The 22646-nt window shown below is 67.2% G+C and carries 20 protein-coding genes; 8 read left to right on the forward strand and 12 right to left on the reverse strand.

Features of this window, described 5'->3' with window-relative positions; translation table 11 throughout:
- Positions 1-24: 24 nt before the first annotated feature.
- From ACSQ3M_RS11240 to ACSQ3M_RS11275, 8 genes are read right to left on the reverse strand one after another with little or no spacing between them, the layout of a single operon-like run.
- Complete coding sequence (locus ACSQ3M_RS11240) at positions 25-1182, reverse strand: DSD1 family PLP-dependent enzyme (protein ID WP_436150141.1); 1158 nt, start codon at positions 1180-1182, stop codon at positions 25-27.
- Complete coding sequence (locus tag ACSQ3M_RS11245; protein ID WP_436150142.1) at positions 1179-2921, reverse strand: hydantoinase B/oxoprolinase family protein; 1743 nt, start codon at positions 2919-2921, stop codon at positions 1179-1181. The genes ACSQ3M_RS11240 and ACSQ3M_RS11245 overlap by 4 nt, the downstream gene beginning before the upstream one ends.
- Entirely contained in the window at positions 2918-4993 is a 2076-nt protein-coding gene (locus ACSQ3M_RS11250) for a hydantoinase/oxoprolinase family protein (RefSeq protein ID WP_436150143.1), read from the reverse strand. Before ACSQ3M_RS11250 ends, ACSQ3M_RS11245 begins: the two co-directional genes overlap by 4 nt.
- The gene (locus ACSQ3M_RS11255) at positions 4980-5858 is read right to left on the reverse strand and encodes an ATP-binding cassette domain-containing protein (RefSeq protein WP_436150144.1); all 879 of its coding nucleotides are present in this window, start codon (positions 5856-5858) and stop codon (positions 4980-4982) included. Before ACSQ3M_RS11255 ends, ACSQ3M_RS11250 begins: the two co-directional genes overlap by 14 nt.
- A complete protein-coding gene (locus tag ACSQ3M_RS11260) occupies positions 5855-6820 on the reverse strand; it encodes an ABC transporter ATP-binding protein (protein ID WP_436150145.1) in 966 nt (321 codons plus the stop codon). The genes ACSQ3M_RS11255 and ACSQ3M_RS11260 overlap by 4 nt, the downstream gene beginning before the upstream one ends.
- Complete coding sequence (locus ACSQ3M_RS11265; RefSeq protein ID WP_436150146.1) at positions 6817-7701, reverse strand: ABC transporter permease; 885 nt, start codon at positions 7699-7701, stop codon at positions 6817-6819. Before ACSQ3M_RS11265 ends, ACSQ3M_RS11260 begins: the two co-directional genes overlap by 4 nt.
- Positions 7698-8642: an ABC transporter permease gene (locus ACSQ3M_RS11270; RefSeq protein ID WP_436150147.1), complete on the reverse strand. Its 945-nt coding sequence runs from the start codon at positions 8640-8642 to the stop codon at positions 7698-7700. Before ACSQ3M_RS11270 ends, ACSQ3M_RS11265 begins: the two co-directional genes overlap by 4 nt.
- A gap of 11 nt (positions 8643-8653) precedes the next feature.
- Complete coding sequence (locus ACSQ3M_RS11275) at positions 8654-10144, reverse strand: ABC transporter substrate-binding protein (RefSeq protein ID WP_436150148.1); 1491 nt, start codon at positions 10142-10144, stop codon at positions 8654-8656.
- A gap of 211 nt (positions 10145-10355) precedes the next feature.
- On the opposite strand from ACSQ3M_RS11275, the gene ACSQ3M_RS11280 reads away from it, so the two are divergent.
- The 4 genes from ACSQ3M_RS11280 (at position 10356) to ACSQ3M_RS11295 (ending at position 16012) form a co-directional block, all read left to right on the forward strand.
- Positions 10356-11261 (forward strand): LysR family transcriptional regulator, encoded by a 906-nt coding sequence (locus ACSQ3M_RS11280; RefSeq protein WP_436150305.1) that lies wholly within the window; start codon positions 10356-10358, stop codon positions 11259-11261.
- 97 nt (positions 11262-11358) lie between these two features.
- The gene (locus ACSQ3M_RS11285; protein WP_436150149.1) at positions 11359-14187 is read left to right on the forward strand and encodes a xanthine dehydrogenase family protein molybdopterin-binding subunit; all 2829 of its coding nucleotides are present in this window, start codon (positions 11359-11361) and stop codon (positions 14185-14187) included.
- The gene (locus ACSQ3M_RS11290; RefSeq protein WP_436150150.1) at positions 14184-14729 is read left to right on the forward strand and encodes a (2Fe-2S)-binding protein; all 546 of its coding nucleotides are present in this window, start codon (positions 14184-14186) and stop codon (positions 14727-14729) included. Before ACSQ3M_RS11285 ends, ACSQ3M_RS11290 begins: the two co-directional genes overlap by 4 nt.
- A 5-nt stretch (positions 14730-14734) precedes the next feature.
- The gene (locus tag ACSQ3M_RS11295; RefSeq protein ID WP_436150151.1) at positions 14735-16012 is read left to right on the forward strand and encodes a cytochrome c; all 1278 of its coding nucleotides are present in this window, start codon (positions 14735-14737) and stop codon (positions 16010-16012) included.
- A gap of 24 nt (positions 16013-16036) precedes the next feature.
- On the opposite strand, the gene pcaQ is transcribed toward ACSQ3M_RS11295, so the two are convergent.
- Positions 16037-16951, reverse strand: coding sequence for a pca operon transcription factor PcaQ (gene pcaQ, locus ACSQ3M_RS11300; protein ID WP_436150152.1), 915 nt, complete (start codon positions 16949-16951; stop codon positions 16037-16039).
- 92 nt (positions 16952-17043) lie between these two features.
- Between pcaQ and pcaD the strand changes: the two genes are divergently transcribed.
- The 4 genes from pcaD to pcaG are packed head-to-tail and all read left to right on the forward strand — an operon-like array spanning position 17044 to position 19602.
- Positions 17044-17844, forward strand: a complete 801-nt coding sequence (gene pcaD / locus ACSQ3M_RS11305) for a 3-oxoadipate enol-lactonase (RefSeq protein WP_436150306.1) — start codon at positions 17044-17046, stop codon at positions 17842-17844.
- The gene (gene pcaC / locus ACSQ3M_RS11310) at positions 17841-18236 is read left to right on the forward strand and encodes a 4-carboxymuconolactone decarboxylase (protein WP_436150153.1); all 396 of its coding nucleotides are present in this window, start codon (positions 17841-17843) and stop codon (positions 18234-18236) included. The genes pcaD and pcaC overlap by 4 nt, the downstream gene beginning before the upstream one ends.
- Positions 18233-18988 (forward strand): protocatechuate 3,4-dioxygenase subunit beta, encoded by a 756-nt coding sequence (pcaH, locus tag ACSQ3M_RS11315; RefSeq protein WP_129156527.1) that lies wholly within the window; start codon positions 18233-18235, stop codon positions 18986-18988. The genes pcaC and pcaH overlap by 4 nt, the downstream gene beginning before the upstream one ends.
- Positions 18988-19602 (forward strand): protocatechuate 3,4-dioxygenase subunit alpha, encoded by a 615-nt coding sequence (gene pcaG, locus ACSQ3M_RS11320; RefSeq protein WP_436150154.1) that lies wholly within the window; start codon positions 18988-18990, stop codon positions 19600-19602. Before pcaH ends, pcaG begins: the two co-directional genes overlap by 1 nt.
- 33 nt (positions 19603-19635) lie before the next feature.
- Here the strand turns inward: pcaG and ACSQ3M_RS11325 are convergent, their stop codons facing one another.
- The 3 genes from ACSQ3M_RS11325 to ACSQ3M_RS11335 form a co-directional block, all read right to left on the reverse strand.
- A complete protein-coding gene (locus ACSQ3M_RS11325; protein ID WP_436150155.1) occupies positions 19636-20691 on the reverse strand; it encodes an LLM class flavin-dependent oxidoreductase in 1056 nt (351 codons plus the stop codon).
- 8 nt (positions 20692-20699) lie between these two features.
- Positions 20700-21638: an ABC transporter substrate-binding protein gene (locus tag ACSQ3M_RS11330; RefSeq protein WP_436150307.1), complete on the reverse strand. Its 939-nt coding sequence runs from the start codon at positions 21636-21638 to the stop codon at positions 20700-20702.
- Positions 21639-21703: 65 nt separating this feature from the next.
- Positions 21704-22636, reverse strand: a complete 933-nt coding sequence (locus ACSQ3M_RS11335) for an ABC transporter substrate-binding protein (RefSeq protein ID WP_436150156.1) — start codon at positions 22634-22636, stop codon at positions 21704-21706.
- Positions 22637-22646: the final 10 nt, after the last annotated feature.

The raw sequence follows: 22646 nt of genomic DNA on the forward strand, positions 1-22646 counted from the left end.
CGCACCCCGAGGAATCGTCGCGAGCTAATCGGCTCTGCCGCGGGCCTCGACGGGCCACAGCTCGATCAGCCTGTCGCCCCTGACCACGTGCAGGATATCGTGCAGGTTGATCGTCGGGTCGCAATGCGGGGCCGTGCATTCGACGATCGTGCTGATCGGCAGCGTGCCCTGCCCTTCCGCCGGAAGGATGCGACCGAACTCGTCGCCACACCATTCGATCCGCCCAACCAATTCGCCGTCGAGGAAGACACGCGGCGGCGGACCGTCCAGCGCAAAGCTCTTGCTGCCGCCATCGGTGATCGCAAAACCGAGCGAGCTATGTCCGATCACGGTCACCGCGATGCGCAGCGCCGGACGAAACTCCGGCCCGCCCAGGCCATGCATATCGACGGTATTGTAGGCTTCGTCCATGAAGACGTAGGAGCCGGCCTGAATCTCGGTCAGCAGACGATCCTCGCCGTCGAGGAGATGGCTGCCGGTGCCGCCGCCCGAGACGATCTCCGGCGCCAGCCCGGCCTCGCGCAGGGCTTCCAGCATCAACGCGAGCAGCCGGCCCATCTCCTGGTTGGCAACGCGGCGCGCAGCGAAATCGTCGATGTGCTGGACGCGGCCCTGATAAGCCTGGACGCCGCGATAGCGCAGGCCGGCCAGCCCCGAAACGAGCCTAGCCAGCGCGACCGCCTCGGCCGGCGTCGCGACGCCGCTGCGCTTCAGCCCGACATCGAGATCGACCAGTACGTCGAAGGCGGTGCCATGCCGCCGCGCCGCCTCGGCATAGGCGGTGGCGAGATCGGCCCGGTCGACCACGACGCCGATGCGCCCGCCGGCAGCGGCAGCGCGCGCCAGGGCGTCGATCTTCGCCGGACTTGCGATCGGCGCGCTGAGCAAAAGGTCGCGGACGCCGCCCTCGAACAGCGCCAGCAATTCGCCGGGCTTGGCGCAGCAATTTCCGAGCGCCCCGGCCGCCATCTGCCGACGCGCGATCTCGGCGCATTTATGCGATTTCGCGTGCGGCCGGAGATTCAGCCCGGCCTTGCGACAGGTCTCTGCCATCAGCGCGATGTTGTGCTCGAACAGGTCGAGATCGAGCACGGCCGCCGGCGTCTCCAGCCGGGCCCGGCTGCCGGCTTCGCCCACGAGCTTCTGGTTGAGCGCAGCCGCGCCGAACAACGACATGGTCATGGCCGGGCTCCCGCAAGTTCGGCTCGCCGGCGCGTCGTGGCCGCGAGATCGATCGTTGTGCCATCGGCAGCGAAGACCACACCATAGTCGCGGGCAGCGCCCGCCGGGGTGACCTTGCCCTCGCGCAGATCCTCCTCAATGCGGATCGGGTCGCGCTGCAACGCGTCGCCATAGCCGCCGCCACCCGCTCCAATGAGTCGGAAGACGTCTCCAGCGCGAGCAGAAAAACTCTCCATCGGCATGGTCGGCAGCACCTGCTCCGCGCCATCGGCCCGGACGAGAATATGAGCGGAGGGTGCGCCGGGGCGGCCGCCCTCGATACCGAAGGGCGGGTGATCGCGCCGGTCGCCCCGTAGGACGAAGCGGACCGGCGCCAGGAAGCGGAATTCGCGGATGAGGGAGAGCCCGCCGCGGAACTCGCCGGGGCCACCGCTATCAGGCACGAGGCCATAGCGCAGCACTTCGACCGGCATGTCGGCCTCGATCATCTCGACCGGCTGGTTGGAGAGGTTTGCTGCAGGATTGGAAATGCCCTCGATGCCGTCCTTGCCGGCGCGCGCGCCCCAGGTGCCCACCACCATCTCGTTGAGCACGAAGGGCCGTCCTTCATGAGTGCCGCCAGCGGCCAGTAGATAGGGCCCGCCCTCCGAGCCGCCCATGGCGCGCTCGGGCACGATCTGCGCCAGCGCCTGCATGATCGCGTCGAAGACGCGATAGCCGACGACGCCGCGGGCACCGCAGGCCGCCGGATAGCGCGGATTGACTAGGCAGCCCTCGGGCGCACGGACCGTGATCGGCCTGAGGTAACCCTCGCAGTTCGGGATGTCCTGCTGCGACAGGCAGCGGATCGCGCAGAAGGAGGCCGATTCCGGCAGCGAGATCGGGCAGTTGATCGAAGCTGCGACCTGGCCGGCGGTACCGGTGAAATCGATGTCGATCGTGTCGTCGGCGACGGTGACGGTCGCGACGATCGGCAGCGGCTCGGGGTTCTCGCCAACGCCGTCGATATAGTCGGTGGCGCGGTAGACGCCGTTGGGCAAGGCGCGGATGACATCGCGCATCATCGCCTCGGCATGGTCGTGCAGAGCGTCGATATAGGCATCGAGTTCTTCCGCGCCGTAACGGCCGATCAGGGTCTTCAGCCCTTCCTCGGCGACATTGCACGCGGCGATCTGGGCGCGAATGTCGCCGAGCACCTCCACCGGCGAGCGGGTATTGGCCTCGATGATGCGGAAGACGGAATCGACCGCCTCGCCGGCCTCGTAGAGCTTGAGCAGCGGGATGCGCAGGCCTTCCTGCTGGATCTCGGTGGCGTAGATCGCGACCGAGCCGGGCACGATGCCACCGAGATCGGTGTGATGCGCGACAGTTGCGGCAAAGCCCGAGAGCCGGCCGGCGACGAAGATCGGTTTCAGGATATAGATGTCCGGCAGGTGCTGGCCGCCGGAACCGTAGGGATCGTTGGCGATCAGGACATCGCCCTGCTTCAGCCCGCCGCCATAGCGCTCGCTGACAAAGCCCATGATGCGCGGGAAGGAGCAGAGCTGGATCGGCAGGGTCAGGCCCTGCGCGATCACCCTGCCCTTCGCATCGCAGAGCGCGGTCGAGTAATCCATGATGTCGCGCACCACCGGCGAATAGGCCGAGCGCATCACGATCAGCGCCATCTCGTCCGCGGTCGAGGCGAGCGCGTTGCGGATCACCTCCAGGGTGATCGGGTCGATCTCGCGCATGCTCATGCCGCCTCCAGGGCGATGTCGATGTTGCCGGCCTCGTCGAGCCTTGCGCTCTGGCCCGGCCCGACGACGCAGGTGCAGTCGTACTCCTCGACGACGAAGGGGCCGCGCCTTGCGGTACCGTCGAGATCGGCACGGCTGATCACGGCGATTGAGGCTGCGGCCCCGCTGGCGTTGAAGGAGACAGTCCGATCGGCGCGCCGCATCGGCGCTTCCGCCGCGAACTGGTGGCGCGGCGCGACCAGCGGCAGGCGCACTGTCAGGCGGGCGTTGACGAGATGGACCGCGTCCTTCTGCGAGCGGTGGCCATAGGTCCGCTCATGCTCGCGATGGAAGAGCTCGGCCAGCTCGGCGATGTCGAAGCGCTTCGCCGGCACAGTCAGTTCATAGGCCTGGCCGACATAGCGCAGGTCGGCGGCATAGCGGAATTCGGCCTGAGCGAGATCATAGCCTTCCAGCGAAAGGATGCTGCGTGCGTCCGCGCCGAGCTCGGCGAAGAGCTGCACCAGCCCCGCATCGTCCAGTTCTCCCGCCCGCCGCCGCGACGGTCGCACGAACTCCTGCTCGACATCGGAACGCAGCAGGCCGAGTGCGCTGAAGACGCCGGCGGCGCGCGGGACGATGACGCGGCGGATGCCGAGCGCACTCGCGACCTCCGCCGCAACCACCGGGCCGTTACCGCCGAAAGCGACCAGCGTCGCCTGGCGCGGATCGCGACCGCGATAGGTCGAGACCGCCTTGACCGCCCGCGTCATCGTGGTGACCGCGAGCGTCAGCACACCGCGCGCCGTCTGCGTCAGGTCGAGGCCAAGCGGACGCGCCACCTGATCGTTCAACGCAGCGCGGCCGGCATCGGCCTTGAGCGGAAAGCTGCCGCCGGCGAGCGCGACATCGTTGATGTAGCCGAGCGTCAAGAAGGCGTCGGTTAGCGTCGCCTGCCGGCCACCGAGCCCGTAGCAGACCGGGCCGGGCCAGGCGCCGGCGCTCTGCGGGCCGACCGAGACCTGGTTCATCCTGTCGATGGCGACGATGCTGCCACCGCCTGCGCCGATCTCGGAGACGTCGATGAAGGGCATCTTGATCGGATATCCGCCGCCCTTGACCAGCTTGCTCGACAGATTGATGCCGGCCCCGACCTCGTACTCGGTGGTGCGGGCCGGCTCGCCGTGCTCGATCAGCGCCGCCTTGGCGGTGGTCCCACCCATGTCGAAGGAGATGATGCTGGGCTCGTCGCTCCCCGAAACCAGCCGCGCGCAGGCGATGACGCCGGCGGCAGGACCGGATTCGACCAGCGAGGCGGCGCGCTTCACGGCCGAGCCCAGCCGCATGATGCCGCCGCCGGAATGCATCATTTCGACCTGGCAGGCGACACCGATCGAGGCGAGCCGCGCCGTCAGCGCGCTGGCGTAGTTGCGCACAACCGGGCCGATATAGGCGTTCACCACCACGGTCGAGGTGCGCTCGTATTCCCGGATCTCGGGCAGGATCTCGGAGCCGCGGCAGATATAGACGCCGTCGCCGAGTTCGGCGCGCAGGATCGCCTCGGCCTCGATCTCGTGCGCGGGATTGGCGTAGGCGTGCAGGAAGCTGATCGCGACCGCCTCGACGCCCTCCTCGCGAAAGCGCCGCGCCGCCGCGACGACGTCCTCTTCCGAGAGCGGGATCCGTACCGAGCCATCCGCAGCGAGCCGTTCGCGCGCCTCAAGCCGCAAATGCCTGGCCGCGAGCGGCTTCGGCTTGTCGTATTGCAGGTCGTAGAGCACCGGGATGCGCAGGCGGCGCATTTCGAGCACGTCGCGAAAGCCCTCTGTGGTCAGAAGGCCGGTGCGGGCGCCCTTGTATTCGAGGATGGCATTGGTCGCGACGGTGGTGGCGTGAACGATGCCGGTGATGCAGTCAGGCGTGGTCTGATAGTCCTCGATCAGCGCCTTCAGCGCCTGGGCGATGCCGCGGCTGTAATCGTCCGGGGTCGAGGGCACCTTGCGGGTCTCGATCAACCCGTCATCGCGCGCGACGACGACATCGGTGAAGGTGCCGCCGATGTCGATGCCGATCCGGTAGCTATGCTGCGCCATGGATATCTTCCCGGGTTTCTGGGATCGCTGCGCCATCCGGGGCCCGTCGCGGCAGCGGCGTGCGCCGACCGGCGAGGCCCTTCGGCACTGCCGAGATGAGGGCTTGCGTGTAGGGGTGCTGCGGCCGGTCGAGCACGTCGAGACAGGGCCCCTGCTCGACGATCACGCCCTTGCGCATCACGACGATGCGGCTGCACAGGGTGCGCACCAAAGCGAGGTCGTGGCTGATGAAGAGGAGCGTCAGGCCGAGTTCGCGGGTCAGGCGCGACAGGAGGTTGATCACCTGCGCCTGCAAGGAGACATCGAGGGCCGAGACCGGCTCGTCGGCGATCAGCACCTCCGGCTTCATCGCCAGGGCCCGTGCCAGGCCGATGCGCTGGCGCTGCCCGCCAGAAAGCTCGTGCGGCAGGCGTGGGCCGATCTCGGGCCCAAGCCCGACCAGAGTCAGCAGTTCGGCGATCTCGCTTTCGCGCTGCGCCTTGGGCACGCCGCGCAGCGCCAGCGTCTCGCCAAGGCAACGCGTCACGCTCTTGCGCGGGTTAAGCGCGCTGCTGGAATCCTGGAAGATCATCTGCACGCGCCGGCGCCATGGGCCGGCGTGGTCGCGCATCAGCTCAGACATCGGCGCGCCGTCGAGCAGCACCTCGCCGGAGGTCGGCTGCGCCAGCCCGACCGCGAGCCCGGCCAACGTCGACTTGCCGGAGCCGCTCTCGCCGACGACGCCGACGACGTCACCACGCATGACGTCGAGGCTGACAGCTTCGAGTGCGACGAGCCGGCCATCGCGCCCGAGCAGACGATCGAGCAGCCCGCCTTGCGCGAAGGACTTGGAGACGCCGCGCAGCGAGAGGATCGGGCCGGTCATCGCGGCCTCCAGCAGGCGGTGCGGTGCCCGGCTTCGGTGACCAGCGGCGGCATATCGACGGCGCAGGGCTCGGCGGCATCGGGGCAGCGCGGTGAGAACGGGCAGCCGGCCGGCAGCCGCCCAAGCCGCGGCGGCGCCCCCTCGATCGCGGTGAGTGGGCCGACCGGACCGGTGAGGCTCGGCACGCAGGCTTTCAACAGGCTGGTGTAGGGGTGGCGCGGCGCAAGCTCGATCGCCTCGACCGGGCCGTCCTCGACGACCTTGCCGCCATACATGACGACGACGCGGTCGACGATCTCGGCGACGAGCTGGAGATTATGCGAGATGAACACGACGGCGAGGCCGAGCTCGCGGCGCAATTCCGCGATCAGGTCGACGATCTGCGCCTGCACGGTGACGTCGAGCGCGGTCGTCGGCTCGTCGGCGATGAGGAGGCGCGGCCGGCAGGCGATGGCCATCGCGACCAGCGCGCGCTGGCGCATGCCGCCGGAGAATTCGTGCGGGTAGGAGGCGAGGCGCGCGCCTGCATCCCGGATGCCGACGCGCTCGAGCGACTCGGCTGCGATGCGGCGCGCCTCCCCTGCCGAGACGTCGCGATGCGCACGCACCACGTCGGTGATCTGCCGGCCGATGGTCAGCGCCGGATTGAGCGAGCTCTGCGGGTCCTGGAAGACCATGGCGATGTCGCGCCCGCGCAGCGCCCGCACGCGCTTCTCGTCGGCGGCGAGCAGATCCTCGCCGTCGAAGATCACGCGCCCACCTGTCACGCGCGCCGGTGCGCCGAGCAGACGCATCACCGCGAGCATTGTAAGGCTCTTGCCCGAACCGGATTCGCCGACGATGCCGACGGCTTCACCGGGCGCGACGGAAAAATCGACGCCCCGGACGGCCTCGACGATGCCGCCACCGGCCGAGCGGAAGCCGACGCGCAGGCCCTCGACGCTGAGCAGCGGGGCACTCATGCGACCAGCGTCCTGGCTTCGCTGCGCGGATCGAACAATTCGCGCACAGCATCGCCCAGCAGGTTGAAGCCGATCACGGTCAGCGAGATCGCGAGGCCGGGGAAGACCGGCAGCCACCATTCGCCGGAATAGATCGCGCTGCGGGCGTCGGAGAGCATGGTGCCCCAGCTCGGCTGCGGCGGCTGCACCCCAAGGCCGACGAAGCTGATCGAGGCCTCGATGACGATGCCGATCGCGACCAGCAGCGTGCCCTGCACGATGATCGGCGACAGGCAGTTCGGCAGCACATCGCTGGTCACGATGTCCCAATGCGAGGCGCCTTGCAGGAAGCGGGCGCGGACATAGTCGGCGCCGGCGATGCGTCTTGCCACCGCATAGGTGACGCGGGCGAAGACCGGCGAGAACAGGCAGCCGACGAGGACGACGATCTTGACCTCGTTGGGCAGGAGCAGCGGCCCGAGCGGCAGCGGCCCGACGCCGAGGATGCCGACAATGGCGATCGCCCAGACCAGCAGCGGAATCGAGGCGACGCCGTCGACGACGCGCATCACGATCTGCTCGCCGAGCCCACCCTTGTAGGCGGCGTAGATTCCCGCGGAGACGCCGATCAGCGCACCGATCAGCACCGCGCCGATGCCGACGGAGAGCGAGGCGCGCGCGCCGAAGATGATGCGGCTGAGCACGTCGCGGCCGCCCTGGTCTGTCCCGAGCCAATGCTTGATATCGGGCGCGGCGAGCCTGTCCTCGATGTTGAGCGCGAGCGGATCATAGGGCGCGATCAGCGGCGCGAAGATCGCGGCGAGCACGATCAGCCCGACGATGCCGGCCCCCAGCCAGCCGCTCCAGTCGAGGCCGTGCAGGGCTTTGCGCAGGTTGCTCATACCACCGCCCTTTGGCGCGGATCGAGCACGCGATTGATCAGGTCGGCACCGAGATTGGCGAAGACGAAGATCGCGGTGAACAAGAAGACGATGCCTTGCAGCAGCAGGAAATCGCGCTGCGAGATCGCGTTGAGGAGCGCGCGCGACAGGCCGGGGATGTTGAAGACCTGCTCGATGATCAGCGCCCAGCCGAACATGTAGCCGAAGGAGAGCGCGGCGAGGTTGATCACCGGCGGCAGCGCATTGACCAGTGCGTAGAACACCACCTGACGGGACGAGAGCCCCATGGCGCGGGCGGTGCGGACATAGTCGCCGCGCAGGGTCTCCTGCAGGCTCGCTTGCGTCATCCTTGCGAGCACGGCGATGTAGTAGACCGCGAGCGAGACCGAGGGCATCAGGATGCTCTGCAGGTGCAGCGACAGACCGGCCGAGAGCGGAAAGTAGCCGCCGGGCGGCAGCAGGCGCAGGTCGACGGCGAGGAAGCGGATCAAGACGATGCCGAGCCAGAAGGCCGGGATCGACAGGCCGAGCACCGCAGCGAAACGGCTGACACGATCGAAGGCTCCGCCCGGCCGGAGCGCGGCGAGAACGCCGATGCCGACGCCGCAGACGAGCGCGATGGCGAAGGCGAAGAGCACGATCGACAGCGTCACCGGCAGGGCGCTCACAATGTCGGTCGCGACGTCGCGGCCGGTGACGAAGGACTTGCCGAAATCCCCGCGCATGACGTCGCCGAGCCAGCCGGCGTATTGCGAGAGGAAGGGCCGGTCGAGGCCGTGGGTCTGCTCGAACTGCGCGATCTGCTCGGTCGTCGCGTCGGCCCCGAGCACGATCCGGGCCGGGGAGCCCGGACCGGAGCGGGTCAGCGCGAACAGCGCGAGGCCGACGAAGAGCAGTGTGCCGATCGAGGAGACGATGCGGCCTGCGATGAGGCGGAGCATGGCAGGCTCGCTCAGACCTTGATCTCGCCGGGGGCGATGGTCAGGCCCTGGTTGACCTTCACATCCTGGAGCGTCTGGCGCCAAAGATTGGAGGCGTGGACATAGCCGAGCACGCCGATCGGCGCGTCGCGAGCGGCGAGCGCCTGCAGCTTGCCATAGGCCTCCTTGAGCTTGGCCTCCTCGGTCTCGGCGAAGGCCGCCGCGAGCGTCTGGTTGAACTCGGGATTGTTGTAGCCCGTGCTCTTGGACAGCACCTGCTCCGGCGTCAGGCAGACCTGCATGATGTAGCTCGGCTCCCCCGGCGACATGAAGACCTGCAGCGCCGCCTGATGCTCGCCGCGGATCGCCTGCTGGATCAGCACCGAGAATTCGTAGACCTTGAGGTTGACCTTGATGCCGATCTTGGCGAGCTGCGCCTGCACGAAGATCGCCGCATCCTTGGTGTCGAGCAGATAGGGCTCGGCCTGGATGCTGAGGTCGAACTCGGCGCCAGCAGCGTATTTCGATTTGGCGAGCAGGGCCTTGGCCTTGTCGAGGTCGAAGCCGAGCTCCTTGTCGGCCTCGGCGTTGAACCACCAGCCGCGCGAAGGCGCCGGCACCGCCGAAGGCTCGAGAAGGCCGTAATAGACCTTCTCGCCGATGGTCTTGCGGTCGATCGCGCAGGAAACCGCCTTGCGGAAGCTCACGTCGTCGAAGGGGGCCTTCAGGTTGTTGGTGTACATCAGCAGCGCGCCGCCCAGCGTCGGGCGCGAGGCGCCGGTGATGCCCGGCATGGTCTTCAGCCGGTTGAACTCGCGCGGCGGCGGGGCGCTGATCAGATCGACCTGGCCGGTCAGCAGATAGGCGACGCGGGTCGCGTCCTCCGGGATCATCTTGACGACGAGCCGGTCCCAATGCGGCAGGCCCTTGCGCCAGTAATTCGGGTTCTTCTTGAAGCTGATATAGTCGTTCGGCTTCCACTCCTCGAAGACGCCGAAGCCGGTGCCGACGCCGGCAGGCTTCGACTTGAAATAGTCGTCGCCATGCTCTTTGCGCGAGCCGACCGGGTAGATGCCCATGTATTTGGTCAGGAAATAGAGCCAGGGGCCGTAGGGTTCCGACAGCTCGAATTGGACCTTGAGCGGATCCAGCACCGTGACCCTGGTGATGCGGGTGAAGAGCGAGCGACGCGCCGCCTTGTTGGCGGGGTCGAGCAGGTAGTCGAAAGAGTATTTCACGTCCTCGGCCGTCATCTTCTTGCCGTTGTGGAAGGTGACGTCGTCGCGCAATTCGAAGGTGTAGGTCTTCTTGTCGGCCGAAATCGTCGGCAAGGCCTTGGCGAGCTGCGGCTTCAACACGCCGTCGACATCGTATTCGACCAGGTTCTCGAACACGGCCTGGCCAAGCACCATGGCATCGTGATTGAGTTGGTTTATCGGATCGATGGTGATCGGATTGCTCGGCAGGACGATGGTCAGGGTCTTGCCACTGGTCGGCTGGGCGTGGAGCAGGCTCGCGGGCAAGAGGCCGCCAAGAGCGCTGCCTGCTGCGGCTGCAAGAAATGCACGGCGATTTGTCGGCACGGTCAGCATCGGAGTCCCCCTGTTTTATGGCAATGCCTTGGCGGCGCCGGAGGCCGGCGCCGCGCCGAACGAAGGAAAGCTAGATCGCTGAGGCGGCGAATAAAAATAAGAAGTGCTTGCCGCTTGATTGTCTGCGGCTATCGTCTTGGCGATGCGCTACACCTTTGGTCAGGCCGAGGCGTTCTACTGGGTGGCCCGATTGGGCGGCTTCCGTGCCGCCGCCCAGCATCTCAACCTGTCGCAACCGACGGTCAGCCTGCGCATCAAGGAGCTCGAACGCATCCTCGGCGGTGAATTGTTCGACCGCTCGCATTATCGACCGGTGCCGACGACGCTGGGCAATACGATCTATGCCGATATCGAGCGCATGCTGGCCCATGCCGAGCAGGTGCAACGCCACAGCAAGGACGGGCTACGCGGGCGCGCCCTGCTGCGCATCGGCGCGGCTGATTCCTTCGCCGCCGCCATCCTGCCGCCTTTGCTGGCGGCGTTGGCGCAGCGCCATGCCGAGCTGCAGGTCGATGTGACCGTCGATTTCAGCACGAAGCTCGAACAACTCCTGCTCGACCGCTCGATCGACATCGCCTTCCTGTCGCAGCCGCGCGCCCATGAAGGGATCACGATCGTCCCGCTCTGGCTGATCGATCTCGTCTGGGTGATCGGTGAGGGGCTGCCCTTTCCGGGGAAGGTGGCGACGCCGGAGAACCTCGTCGATCTGCCGATCTTCACCAATGGCTCGCCATCGGGCCTGTTCACCACCATCCAGATGTGGTTCGGGGCGCGCGGGCTGAGACCGCGCCGGCTCAATACCTGCAATCCGCTGACCGTGATCGCCCGTCTCGCCAGCGCCGGCACCGGCGCCGCGATGATCCCGCGCGAGATGATCCACCTCTCCGGCGAGAAGCTGGCGTTGCGGGTGCTGGAGGCCGACCCGCCGATACCGGCGCATAATCTCTGCGCGATGTGGTGGAACAACGAATCCGCCGACGAATGTGGCTATCTCGCCAACCTCGCGCGCGAGATTGCGGCCCGTAGCACGCAGCCTTCCGATCCTTGAAACCAGACCAGTTCGAATATCCCGTATACGCGCCTGACGTGTGCTCATAATATCGGCACGAGAGCAGAGTCGGCTCGTCAGCGAGCGGGGTGTCAGCGTGAAGACAGGTCTGTCCCGCAGAAGCTTTCTCAAGGCCGGCGCCGCCGGCGTCGCCATCAAGATTTCGCTGCTGCCCTCGACCACCCAGGCAGAGCTGATCGAGACGCCGCCGCGTCCCGGTGCCGATTGGCTGGCGGCCGGCGGCAAGCCGAAATACCGCCTCGACGCCATCGCCAAGGTCACCGGCGGCAAGACCTTCACGCGCGACTATCGCGCCCGCGACCTCGACGGCTGGCCGAAGGAGCAGGCGCACGCCTTCATGCTCAATGCGACGCGGGTCGATCGCGTCTTCGACGGCGTCGACCTCGGCCTGCTCGGCGAGGATCTCAAGCCGGATCGGCTGGTGCTGCACGAGGATCTCGTCGCCGACGGCGTCGTGCTGCCGGCACCATGGCCGGGTTTCTATGGCGACGTCTTCTTCGTTCCGAAGGGCCAGACGGCCCGGCTGCTCGGCCAGCCCGTCGCCATGCTGATCTATCACGACTTCGCCCGCTATGACGCCGCCAAGCGCAAGCTGCGCTTCAACGACAAGGTCGTGCGCTATGGCGCCGAAGGCCCGTCGACCACACCCGGTCCCTATGGCGCGGCGCGCTATGTCCGGATCGATGGCGGCAACCCCGACGCCGAGGACCGTTATTCCGCGCTCAAGGACACGACGATCCGCACCGGCTTCAAGGGCAACGAGCCGCAATGGCCCGCGCCCGGCGACGGCGACGCGATGGCGCGCGGCATGGCGGCGGCGGCCGAGATCGAGCGCGAGATCGCCAATGCCGGCGACGATGTGCTGGTGCTGCGGCGCTCCTATTCGACCCAGTCGGTCGATGCCTCGGCGATGGAGGCCGATAACGGCAATGTCTGGTACGAGCGTTCGACAGGCATCCTGCACGCGCTGATCGCGACGCAGTCGCCGCATGAGGTCGCCGAGATGGCGGCCCATATGCTGTCGAAGTCGAAATTCCCGCTTGGGAGTATCGACCTCAAGATCGGCTACACGGTCGGCTACGGCACCAAGGACCACGCGATCTTCCCGTTCTTCTGCGTGCTCGCCGGCCTTTATGGCGAGGGCCGACCCGTCCGGCTCGCCAATGATCGCTACGAGCAATTCCAGACCGCCCTGAAGCGCCATGCCTTCCAGATGGACAAGGTCATGGTGATCGATCGCAAGACCGGCAAGTTCCGGGCGATGACCGGGCGCTACCGCAATGATGGCGGCGGGCGCGAGAACTTCTCGGTCTCGGTGGGGACGGTCGGCGCGACGGCGGCGCAGTCGATCTACTACCTGCCGAAGAGCGACTTCTCGGCGGCGATCATGTCCTCGCGCGCGGTCGATTGCGGCTCGATGCGCGGCTACGGCACGCTGCAGACCATGGCGGCGACCGAGATGATGGTCGACGAGGCCGCCGAGGCTGTTGGCCTCGATCCGATGGAGTTCCGGCGGCGCAATGCGTTGAAGTCGGGCATGAAGAACTCGCAGGGCGCGATCCCCTCGGGAGCACTGCGCCATGACGAAATCCTGGCGCGGGCGGAAAAGCATCCCCTCTGGACGAACCGACAGAAGCGGAAAGCCGAGTTCGAGGCCAACAATCCCGGCAAGAAATACGGCGTCGGCTACGGCCATGTGCACAAGGACTACGGCACCGGCGCGGAAGCCGCGCTCTGCGCGCTCGAATTCGATGCGAGCGGGCGGCTGAAGCTGTCGCATGTCGCGCATGAGATCGGCACAGGCGCGACGACCTCGCAGGCGGTGATGGCCGCCGCCATCCTCGGGCGACAGCCGGACGAGACCGTGTTCGGCAAGGTGCGTTGGCCGCAGATGCCGCTGGAGACCAGCGACGAGCCCTATACGCTGTCGCAGGAGGAAGAAGACAAGCGGATGGCCAATCCGCGCTGGACGCCCAGCTTCACCTCGCCGATGAGCGCCTCCAACAGCGTCTATTATCTCGGCCATGCGACGCGCGAGGCCGCCCGTATACTGGTCGATCTGACGATCTGGCCGGCGGCGCGCTCGCTCTGGTCGCGTGGTATCGGCGGCGGCCAGATGGCGCCGGAGGCGGTGCGGCGCGAAGACCTGCGTGTCGTCGACGGCAAGATCACGGCCGCCGCGATGCAGCCGCTCGCCTTCGCCGAGATCGCGGCCGAGGCGCACCGGCTCGGTCTCGTCACCGGCATCACCGTGCACAGCTTCAATCGCTGGCAGTGGGCGCAGGCCGAGTTCGAGCTGCCGGGTACCGGGCGGCGGCGCTTCGCCATCGACGCGCTCGCGGTGAAATACGGCGACGGTGCACCGGCCGAACGCAAGGCTCTGATGACGCAGGGCGGCTGGCATTTCGTCGAGCGGGCTTCGGTCTCCTACCCGCCGGCGCAGCGCAACAATGCCGGCGTCACCTATTACGCGCCGATGGCGACGCTTGCCGAGATCGTCGTCGATACCGGCAGCGGCGAGGTCAGCCTGCTGTCGCATCACTCTATCCTCGAATGCGGCAACCAGATCGTGCCGGAGTTGGTCTCCGGCCAGATCCAGGGCGGGCTCGCCATGGGCATCGGCCACGCCCTGAAGGAGTACCTGCCGCTCTATGAGGACGGGCCGGGCGACGGCACCTGGAACTGGAATCGCTACGAATTGCCGACCGGAAAGGACGTCGCGGTCTGGTCGCAGACGGCCGAGGTCCTGCCGCCGCTCTCGGACACCGACCCGCCCAAGGGCATGGCCGAGGTGGTGATGATCGCCGTGGTGCCGGCGATCGTGAACGCCGTCGCCCACGCCATCGGCAAGCGCTTCTACACACTGCCGCTCACGCCCGAGAAGATCCGAGAGGCGCTGGCATGACGATTCCGACCCAGAAGCTCTCCCTGACCATCAACGACAAGGCCGTCGGACCGATCGATGTGCCCGAGACGATGATGATGCAGGACTTCCTCTACGAGTACCTCAACCTGACCGGCTCGCGCATGGGCTGCGGCCAGGGCATCTGCCATGCCTGCACCGTGGTGCTGGAGAAGGCGGATGGCTCACTCGAGGAGATGCGGACCTGCATCACCGGCGCGCACTTTTTCGCCGGCCGCAAGATCAGGACCGTCGAGGGGCATGCCAAGCGCGACGCCAATGGCGCGATCACGCAGCTCTCGCCGGTCCAGCAGGCCTTCATCGAGCATTTCTCCTTCCAGTGCGGCTATTGCACCCCCGGCTTCGTCACCGGCGCGACGGTGCTGCTCGACCAGCTCAGGCGCAACCCGGTCAAGCGCGAGGCGCTGGAGCAGGTGATCAGCGAGGCGCTGGACCGCCATATCTGCCGCTGCACCGGCTATGTCCGCTATTTCGAGGCGGTGCGCGATCTCGTCCTCAGGACTCCCGGCTTGGTGAAGGCGTAAGGCTGATGGCGAGGAAGCTGCTTCTGGCCGCTCTGGCGGTCGCTGTCGTCGGTGCGCTCGCGGCGGGAGCCGTCTTCCTCGGCCTGTTCGAGCGCAGCGTCGTCGCCAGGGAGATCGAGCAGCCCTTGACGGCCGAGCAGATGAAGGGGCTCGCCAAGCGCGGCGCCTATGTCGCCGTCGCCGCCGACTGCTATGCCTGCCATGTCGTCAAGGGCGGCGCGCCCTGGGCCGGTGGCCTGCCGTTCGAGACGCCGTTCGGGACGATCTTCTCGACCAATATCTCGCCCGACAAGGATCATGGCATCGGCAGCTGGACGCGCGCCGAGTTCCATCGCGCCGTGCGCGACGGCGTCGGCAAGCATGGCCATCTCTACCCGGCCATGCCCTACGCCTCCTATCGCAAGCTGACGGCTGACGATGTCGACGCGGTCTACGCTTTCCTGATGAGCCGCGAGCCGATGAAGGTGGCGAACAAGGCCAACCACCTGCCGTTTCCGCTCAACATCCGGCAGGGGCTGACCTTCTGGAACCTGGTCAACCTCTCCTCCAACACGAAGACCGAGGTCGCCGGGCGCTCGGCGATGTGGAACCGCGGCCTCTACCTGACCGATGCGCTCGCCCATTGCGGCGAATGCCATACGCCGCGCAACCTTGCGATGGGGATGAAGGAGAGCGGCTATCTCCAGGGCTCGGAGCTCGAAGGCGTGGTGGCCCCCGACATCACAAAGGCCGGGCTGACGCGGATGGGCTTCGACCCGCTGGTGTTCGCGAGCTTCATGAAGTCTGGCATCTCGGCGCAAGGCGCGATGACCAACCAGATGTTCGAGGTCGTCCACTTCTCGACCCAGTACTTCACGGCCGACGACCTCGCCGCGATGTCGGCCTATCTCTTCGACCTCGACACGCTGCCGGAGCGCGTGACCCCGCCGGCGCCGCCGCAGCCGGTCGCGGTTTCCGCTGATGTCGCGACCTCGGCCCGCGCCAGCTATCTCGCCGTCTGCGCCAGCTGCCACGGCATCGAGGGGCAGGGCATCCCGCATGTCGTGGTGCCGCTGGCGACCAATGCCTCGCTGCGGCTCGCCGATGCGCGCAACCTGAACCGGGTCATCCTCGCTGGCATCCCAGCGCAACGCTTCCCGGGGCTGGAGCGCATGCAGCCGATGCCGGGCTTCTCCGCGCACCTCTCCGACCAGCAGGTCGCCGACCTCTCCAACTGGCTGCGGGCGAGCTGGGGTGGCCAGCAACCGAGCGTCACCGCGGATGAGGTGAAGCGGCTGCGCTGATCCCGAGCGCGCAGCTCCGAAGCTTCACACGCCCTGACGCGAGGCCGCCCGGATCGCGCGCGCCAAAAGCTCGGTCCCGGGGCGCAAGGGACCATCGGCCCGCATCGTCAGGCCAACCGGCCCCAGCGTCTGCGCCGTATCGACCGGCAGTGAGACAAGCGTGCCATCGGCGAGGTCGTTGGCCACGACGCCGGCCGAGATGATCCAGACCGCGTCGTTCGTCCGCAGGAAGGCGCGCGCGAACGCATCCGACACGGTTTCGATCTGCCGGGGAAAGGCATGCACGCCATTGGCGAGCAACAGCCGGTCGACATAGGGCCGGATGATCGAGGCTGGCGGCGGCATCAGCACGAGATAGTCGGCGATCCGCTCCAGGACAGAGCCTGACATCCGCGACAGAGGATGTCCGGGGCGCACGACGAGACGGACGGCCTCGGAATAGAGATGCTCGAAGGACAGGCCGACCATCAAATCGGCCCCCGACAGCCGCCCGACCACGAGATCGAGCTCGCCCTGGCGCAACTGTTCGAGGATCGCAGCGTTCTCGCCGGTGACGATCCGGACCCGCCGCTCCGGCTGCTCCTGCAGGAAGAGCTCGATGGCGCGCGGCATGATCAGCGACGACACTGTCGGCAAGGCGCCCACGCGGATCGGTTGGTGCTCGCCGGCGCGCCCGTCCGAGACGGAGTCCAGACCCTGCCTGACCGAGACGAGCGCCGCCCCGGCATGGCGCAGGAAGACCTCGCCGTGATTGGTCAGCCTGATACCGCGCCCGTCGCGCTCATAGACGGCGACGCCGAGGCTCTCCTCGAGCTCGCGCATCGTCTTGGTAACCGCCGGCTGGCTGACATGGAGCGCGTCGGCCGCCTTCTGGACGCTCCTCTGCCGCGCGACCTCGACAAAGGCTTCGAGATGGCGGAGCTTGATTGGCAGGCTCAAACCATAACCTATTGGTTATTTCGAACTCCATAAATATCATTTTACATAACCAAATTGAAGCGTCATTTTTCGCAAAACGGGAGGATGGCAGCATCGTGTTCGCACGCATCAACGGCGTTTCCCTGCATTATCGCCACGAGCCTGCGCCCGGTCGGCCGGTGCTGGTCTTCATCAACTCGCTCGGGACGGATTTCCGCATCTGGCAGGACGTCGCTGACAGGCTGGCCGGCGAGTTCGGTTTCCTGTTCTACGACAAGCGCGGCCATGGCCTGAGCGAACTCGGCGATGCGCCAGCCAGCATCGAAACCTATGCAGCCGACCTGGCAACTCTACTGGACCATCTCGGCATCGCGCAGGTGACGCTGTGCGGGCTCTCGATCGGCGGGCTGATCGCGCAAAGCCTCTATAAGACGCGGCCCGACCTCGTCGACAGGCTGATCTTCTGTGATACGGCGGCGAAAATCGGCACGGCGCAGTCGTGGAACGATCGTATCGCGGCGACACTGTCGACCGGGATCGCCAGCTTCGCTGACGGCGTGATGGAGAAGTGGTTCACGCCGGACTTCCACCAGCGCCGCAGCGCTGAGCTCACTGGCTACACGGCGATGCTCTCCCGACAATTGCCCGCGGGTTATGCGGCGGCCTGCACGGCTCTGCGCGAAGCCGACTATTCGGCTGCAACGCCGGCGATCGCCGTGCCGACCCTGGTGGTCGTCGGCGATCAGGACGGCTCGACGCCGCCCGAGCTCGTCCGGGGCCTCGCGGTGGCCATTCCGGGCGCGCGTTTCGAGATCATTGCCAGCGCCGGCCATATCCCTTGCGTCGAACAGCCGGAAGCGCTGTCGGCACTGATCGCCGATTTCATGATGGGCCACAGCGGAGGGCGGACATGACGCAACCGGAGTCACCCCGCTATCGGCAAGGCATGGCGACGCGGCGTGCGGTGCTGGGCGATGCCCATGTCGACCGTGCCGAAGCGAACAAGACCGAGTTCGACCTGCCCTTCCAGGAGCTGATCACCGAGGCCGCCTGGGGTCATGTCTGGTCGCGGCCCGAGCTCACGAAGCGCGAGCGCTCGCTGATCACCATCGCGCTCCTGGCAGCGCTCGGGCAGGACGACGAGGTCGCGATGCATGTACGCGCCACCACCAATACCGGGGCGACGCGCGAGGATATCCGCGAGGCGCTGCTGCATGTCGCGATCTATGCCGGCGTGCCGGCGGCCAACCATGCGATCAAGATCGCCAAGAAGACCTTCGACGAGATGGATGCAGCCAAGTCATGAGCAACATCGTCGCTCCCAACCGGCCGCCCGAGGCGGGCGCCTTCTTCCAGCGCGACCGCGACTGGCATCCGCCGGCCTTCACGCCGGGCTACAAGACCTCGGTGCTGCGCTCGCCGCGCCGGGCGCTGCTCTCGCTCAACAGCACGATCTCGGAGATCACCGGTCCGGTCTTCGGCCATGACATGCTGGGCGAGCTCGACGACGATATGATCGTCAACTTCGCCAAGCCCGGCGAGAGCGCCATCGGTCCGCGCATCATGGTCTATGGAAGGGTGCTCGACGAGCGCGGCGTCGGCGTCCCCGGCGTGCTGGTCGAGGTCTGGCAGGCCAATGCCGGCGGGCGCTACCGGCACAAGAAGGAGAGCTATCTCGCGCCGCTCGATCCCAATTTCGGCGGCTGCGGCCGTACCATCAGCGGCGATGACGGCTCCTATTGCTTCCGGACGATCCAGCCCGGCCCCTATCCCTGGCCGAACGGGCCAAACGACTGGCGGCCGGCCCATATCCATTTCTCGGTCTTCGGCCACGGCTTCGGCCAGCGGCTGATCACGCAGATGTATTTCGAGGGCGATCCGATGATCTGGAAATGTCCGATCGTGAAGACGATCAACGATCCGCAGGCGATCGAGCAGCTCACCGCCGCGCTCGACATGCAGGCGACGCTGCCGATGGACATGCGCGCCTACAAGTTCGACATCGTACTGCGCGGGCGCCGCTCGACGATGTTCGAGAACCGGCGGGAGGGCAATTGATGGCCCAGAAGCTCGACCGCCTGAAGGAAAGCCCATCGCAGACCGCGGGCCCTTACGTCCATATCGGCCTCACCCCGAACTTCGCCGAGATCGGCGGGGTCTATCCTGATGATCTCGGCGCCGCCATGGTCAGCGACAAGACCAAGGGCGAGCGGATCACGGTGACGATGCGCGTCATCGACGGCGCCGGCACGCCGCTCAAGGACGCACTGATCGAAATCTGGCAGGCCGATGCGGCCGGCCTCTACAATTCGCCGACCGAGCGGCGCGGCGCCGCCGATCCGCATTTCACCGGCTGGGGCCGGCGCGCGACCGACATGGTCAGCGGCGAATGCGTCTTCGAGACGATCAAGCCCGGCCGCGTGCCCTTCAACGACGGGCGGCCGATGGCGCCGCATCTCACCGTCTGGATCGTCGCGCGCGGCATCAATATCGGCCTGCACACGCGCATGTATTTCGGCGACGAGGACGTGGCCAACGCCGAAGATCCGGTGCTGGCCCGCATCGAGCACAAGGTCCGCCTGCCGACGCTGATCGCGCCGCGCAGTGGCGACACCTATGTCTTCGATATCCAGCTCCAGGGGGACGACGAGACGGTGTTCTTCGACATCTGACGCCGGCTCAGCTCCGTGCGCCTCGGCGCATATTTAGCCGGCAACCGTGGCGGCTACCCGGAAAGCCGCTGATGGCTCGATCGCCTGGCCGAGCAAGGGTGCAACGAGCTGGATGGTGTCCGACAGGATCTGGCGGTAGTCCTCGCCGGAGAAATTGTAGGGCAGTTCCAGCCGCAAGGTGTCGACCAGCGGCAGGACAGGATCGCCTGCGAGGCGCTCGGCGATCTCGGCTGCCGTGCCAACGAGGTCGGGGGCGAATAATGTGCGGCGCTCGCCCTGTGGCTGCAGGGTGCGCGCATGACGACTGGCGGCGTAGTCGCGATAGCGCCGGCGCGTGGCGCCATCGGCACTGTCGAGCGGCACGAGCACCCGGCCGACCGCGACCCTGGGCTCGCCCTCGCCGCGCCAATGGCTGCGGAAGCTCTCGATATGGCGGCGCTGCGCCACGAAGAACTCGTCGGTCTCCTCGCCGGTGTTGATATTGCCGACGAGCAGATGGAAGCCGTTCTCCGCCGCCCAGCGGGCCGAGCGCAGCGAGCCGCCGCCATACCAGAGCCGCTGGCGCAAGCCCGGTGCATGCGGGCGCAGGCGCGGGCGATGCTCGCCGGCGGCGGAGGTGATACGGCTGTCGGCGTCACCGAGCCATTCGCCGTCGAGATTGGCGGCGAGCCGGGCGACGCGCGCATGCGAGAAATCGTAAGCGGCCGGGTCCGCGTCGAAGAAGCGCTCGCCCAGGAGCTTGCCGAACGGCGGTGGGCCGGCGCTCAGGCCGACATTGAGCCGTCCGCCGGAGAGGACGTCGACCAGCGAAAGGTCCTCCGCCAGTCGGAACGGGTTCTCGTAGCCGATCTGGATGACGGCGGTGCCGAGCCCGATCCGGCTGGTGCGCTGGGATGCTGCGGCGAGGAAGGTCGCGGCGGAGGATACGCCGGGCTCGAGATGACGCTGACGCACCCAGGCGCTGTCGAAGCCGAGCGCCTCGCCATATTCGAAGAGCGAAAGCGTCTCCTCGAGCCCGGCGCGCGGATCGGCGTCGTCGTAGTTGCCGGGTGTCAGAAAGGCGAGATGCCGGATGGCGAGCGAAGACATGGCAGCTTTCAGTATTTCGGCAGGCCGGGCGGATTGGTCTCGGAGCGGTCGAGCGCCTCCTCCTCCAGGCTCCAGCGCGCCAGCGATTCCCGGAACTTGCCGTTGGCGATCAGCCCGTTGGTCGCGACGGTAAGCGCATCGACCAGGCCGCTGCCCTTGCGCGTGGTGATCGCGACATCCGACTTCAGGGGCCAGCCGGCGCTGAGCGTACCGACGCGCTTGATGTCCCTGTCGCGCGCCGCGATGAAGACGAGCTGCGCATGCGGCTGGACGATGACGTCGACCCGGCCCGAGCGCAGCGCCACCAGCCGCCCGGCCTCGTCGTCGAAAAGCAGAAGATCGATCGGCTTCAGGCCCGCGGCGACGTTCTGCTTGCTCCATTCGACCAGGATGCGCTCCTGGTTGGTACCGCCGCCGACGCTGACCTTGAGCCCGGCCGCATCCTTCGGCTCCTTGATCTCGGTAACGGGGCTGTCGGCCCTGACGAAGAAGCCGTGCAGGCCCTTGCGATAGGTCGAGAAATCGAACTTCTCCTTGCGCTGCTCGGTGACACCGACATTGGAGATGACCGCGTCGTATTTCCCGGAGGCAAGGCCAAGCGGCCAGTCGGCCCAGGCGATCGGCTGCAGGTCGAGCCTGAGCCCGAGGCTGTCGGCGATCAGCTGGGCGAAATCGGCATCGGCGCCGACCACGGTCTTGGCGTCCGTCGCATAAGTCGCGAGCGGCGGCCCGCCGGGGCTCACCGCCACGGTGAGCACGCCGGGCGCGGCGAGTTTGAAGCTTTTCGGAATAGCGGCGATCGCCGCTGGCTGCTGCTCGGCCCTGATCCGGCCCAGCTGCTCCGGCCCGAGGTCGAAGAGTGCCTGAGCCGCGGCCGGGCCCTGCGCCAGGCCGAAGATGGCCAGGCCACCGAGGAGAAGGGCCAGCATGGCGCGCGCTCGCAACATCATTGTCTTTTCGTCTTTCTCGATGAGGTGAGCGCCGCGGCCGGTCGCGGCGGCGCCCGCTGCGTTCACTTGGCCGGCAGGCCGGGCGGGTTGGTGCGCGACTGCTCGATCGCCTCGGCCGCGAGGTTCCAGCGTCCCAGCGCCTTGGCGTAGTTGCCATTGCCGATCTGGGTATTGACCGCGTGGGTGATCGCCTCGGCGAGGCCGGCGCCCTTGCGGGTCGTCACCGCGATCTCGGCCAGCAGGGGCCAGCCGCCGCTGAAATTACCGGCGAGGCGGGTCTTGCTTTCCTGCGCCGCCTTGAAGCTCAAAAGGGCGTTCGGGCCGAGATAGGCGTCGGCGCGGCCGGTCTCGAGCGCAAGATAGAGCACGACATCGTCGTCATAGTACTGGACCTCAGCCGGCTTCAGCCCGTCCTTCACGTTCTGCTCGTTCCAGCGCAGCAGGATCTGCTCCTGATTGGTGCCGGAGCCGACGATGATCTTGAGGCCGGCAACGTCGCGCGGCTCGCGGATCTGGATCTCGTTGTCCTTCTTCACATAGAAGCCGAGCAGGTCCTTGCGATAGGTCGAGAAGTCGAACTTCTCCTTGCGCTGCTCGGTGACGGTGATGTTCGAGATCGCCGCATCGTATTTGCCGGAGACGACGCCGAGCGGCCAGTCGGCCCAGGAGACCGGAACGATCTCGAGCTTGCGGCCGAGCGCATCGGCGACGAGGTAGGCGATGTCGGGCTCGGAGCCGACGATGGTCTTGGCATCGGCGATATAGCCGGCAAAGGGCAGGCGACCGGTGGCGTTGGCGACGGTGAAGACGCCCTCCTTCACGAACTTGGCATCCTTGCCGATCAGCTTGATCGCCGCCTCGTCGCGCCCGGCGCGCGGCCGGCCGGCCTGCTCGGGCGAGAGGTCGATCGGCTGCTGCGCGAGGCCGAGCGAAGGAAGCAGAGCCCCGGCCGAGGCGGCGCCGAGCAGAGCGAGTGTGTTGCGTCTGGTGATCATGGTTTGCTCC

The sequence above is a fragment of the Allobosea sp. LjRoot90 genome, from assembly GCF_964254315.1.
GTDB lineage: Bacteria > Pseudomonadota > Alphaproteobacteria > Rhizobiales > Beijerinckiaceae > Allobosea.

What these genes read in the sequence shown, in the direction of transcription:
- ACSQ3M_RS11240 (WP_436150141.1), bottom strand. Translation starts at nt 1,182, where the DNA reads ATGACCATGTCGTTGTTCGGCGCGGCTGCGCTCAACCAGAAGCTCGTG.
- ACSQ3M_RS11245 (WP_436150142.1), bottom strand. Translation starts at nt 2,921, where the DNA reads ATGAGCATGCGCGAGATCGACCCGATCACCCTGGAGGTGATCCGCAAC.
- ACSQ3M_RS11250 (WP_436150143.1), bottom strand. Translation starts at nt 4,993, where the DNA reads ATGGCGCAGCATAGCTACCGGATCGGCATCGACATCGGCGGCACCTTC.
- ACSQ3M_RS11255 (WP_436150144.1), bottom strand. Translation starts at nt 5,858, where the DNA reads ATGACCGGCCCGATCCTCTCGCTGCGCGGCGTCTCCAAGTCCTTCGCG.
- ACSQ3M_RS11260 (WP_436150145.1), bottom strand. Translation starts at nt 6,820, where the DNA reads ATGAGTGCCCCGCTGCTCAGCGTCGAGGGCCTGCGCGTCGGCTTCCGC.
- ACSQ3M_RS11265 (WP_436150146.1), bottom strand. Translation starts at nt 7,701, where the DNA reads ATGAGCAACCTGCGCAAAGCCCTGCACGGCCTCGACTGGAGCGGCTGG.
- ACSQ3M_RS11270 (WP_436150147.1), bottom strand. Translation starts at nt 8,642, where the DNA reads ATGCTCCGCCTCATCGCAGGCCGCATCGTCTCCTCGATCGGCACACTG.
- ACSQ3M_RS11280 (WP_436150305.1), top strand. Translation starts at nt 10,356, where the DNA reads ATGCGCTACACCTTTGGTCAGGCCGAGGCGTTCTACTGGGTGGCCCGA.
- ACSQ3M_RS11290 (WP_436150150.1), top strand. Translation starts at nt 14,184, where the DNA reads ATGACGATTCCGACCCAGAAGCTCTCCCTGACCATCAACGACAAGGCC.
- ACSQ3M_RS11295 (WP_436150151.1), top strand. Translation starts at nt 14,735, where the DNA reads ATGGCGAGGAAGCTGCTTCTGGCCGCTCTGGCGGTCGCTGTCGTCGGT.
- pcaC (WP_436150153.1), top strand. Translation starts at nt 17,841, where the DNA reads ATGACGCAACCGGAGTCACCCCGCTATCGGCAAGGCATGGCGACGCGG.
- pcaH (WP_129156527.1), top strand. Translation starts at nt 18,233, where the DNA reads ATGAGCAACATCGTCGCTCCCAACCGGCCGCCCGAGGCGGGCGCCTTC.
- pcaG (WP_436150154.1), top strand. Translation starts at nt 18,988, where the DNA reads ATGGCCCAGAAGCTCGACCGCCTGAAGGAAAGCCCATCGCAGACCGCG.
- ACSQ3M_RS11325 (WP_436150155.1), bottom strand. Translation starts at nt 20,691, where the DNA reads ATGTCTTCGCTCGCCATCCGGCATCTCGCCTTTCTGACACCCGGCAAC.
- ACSQ3M_RS11330 (WP_436150307.1), bottom strand. Translation starts at nt 21,638, where the DNA reads ATGTTGCGAGCGCGCGCCATGCTGGCCCTTCTCCTCGGTGGCCTGGCC.
- ACSQ3M_RS11335 (WP_436150156.1), bottom strand. Translation starts at nt 22,636, where the DNA reads ATGATCACCAGACGCAACACACTCGCTCTGCTCGGCGCCGCCTCGGCC.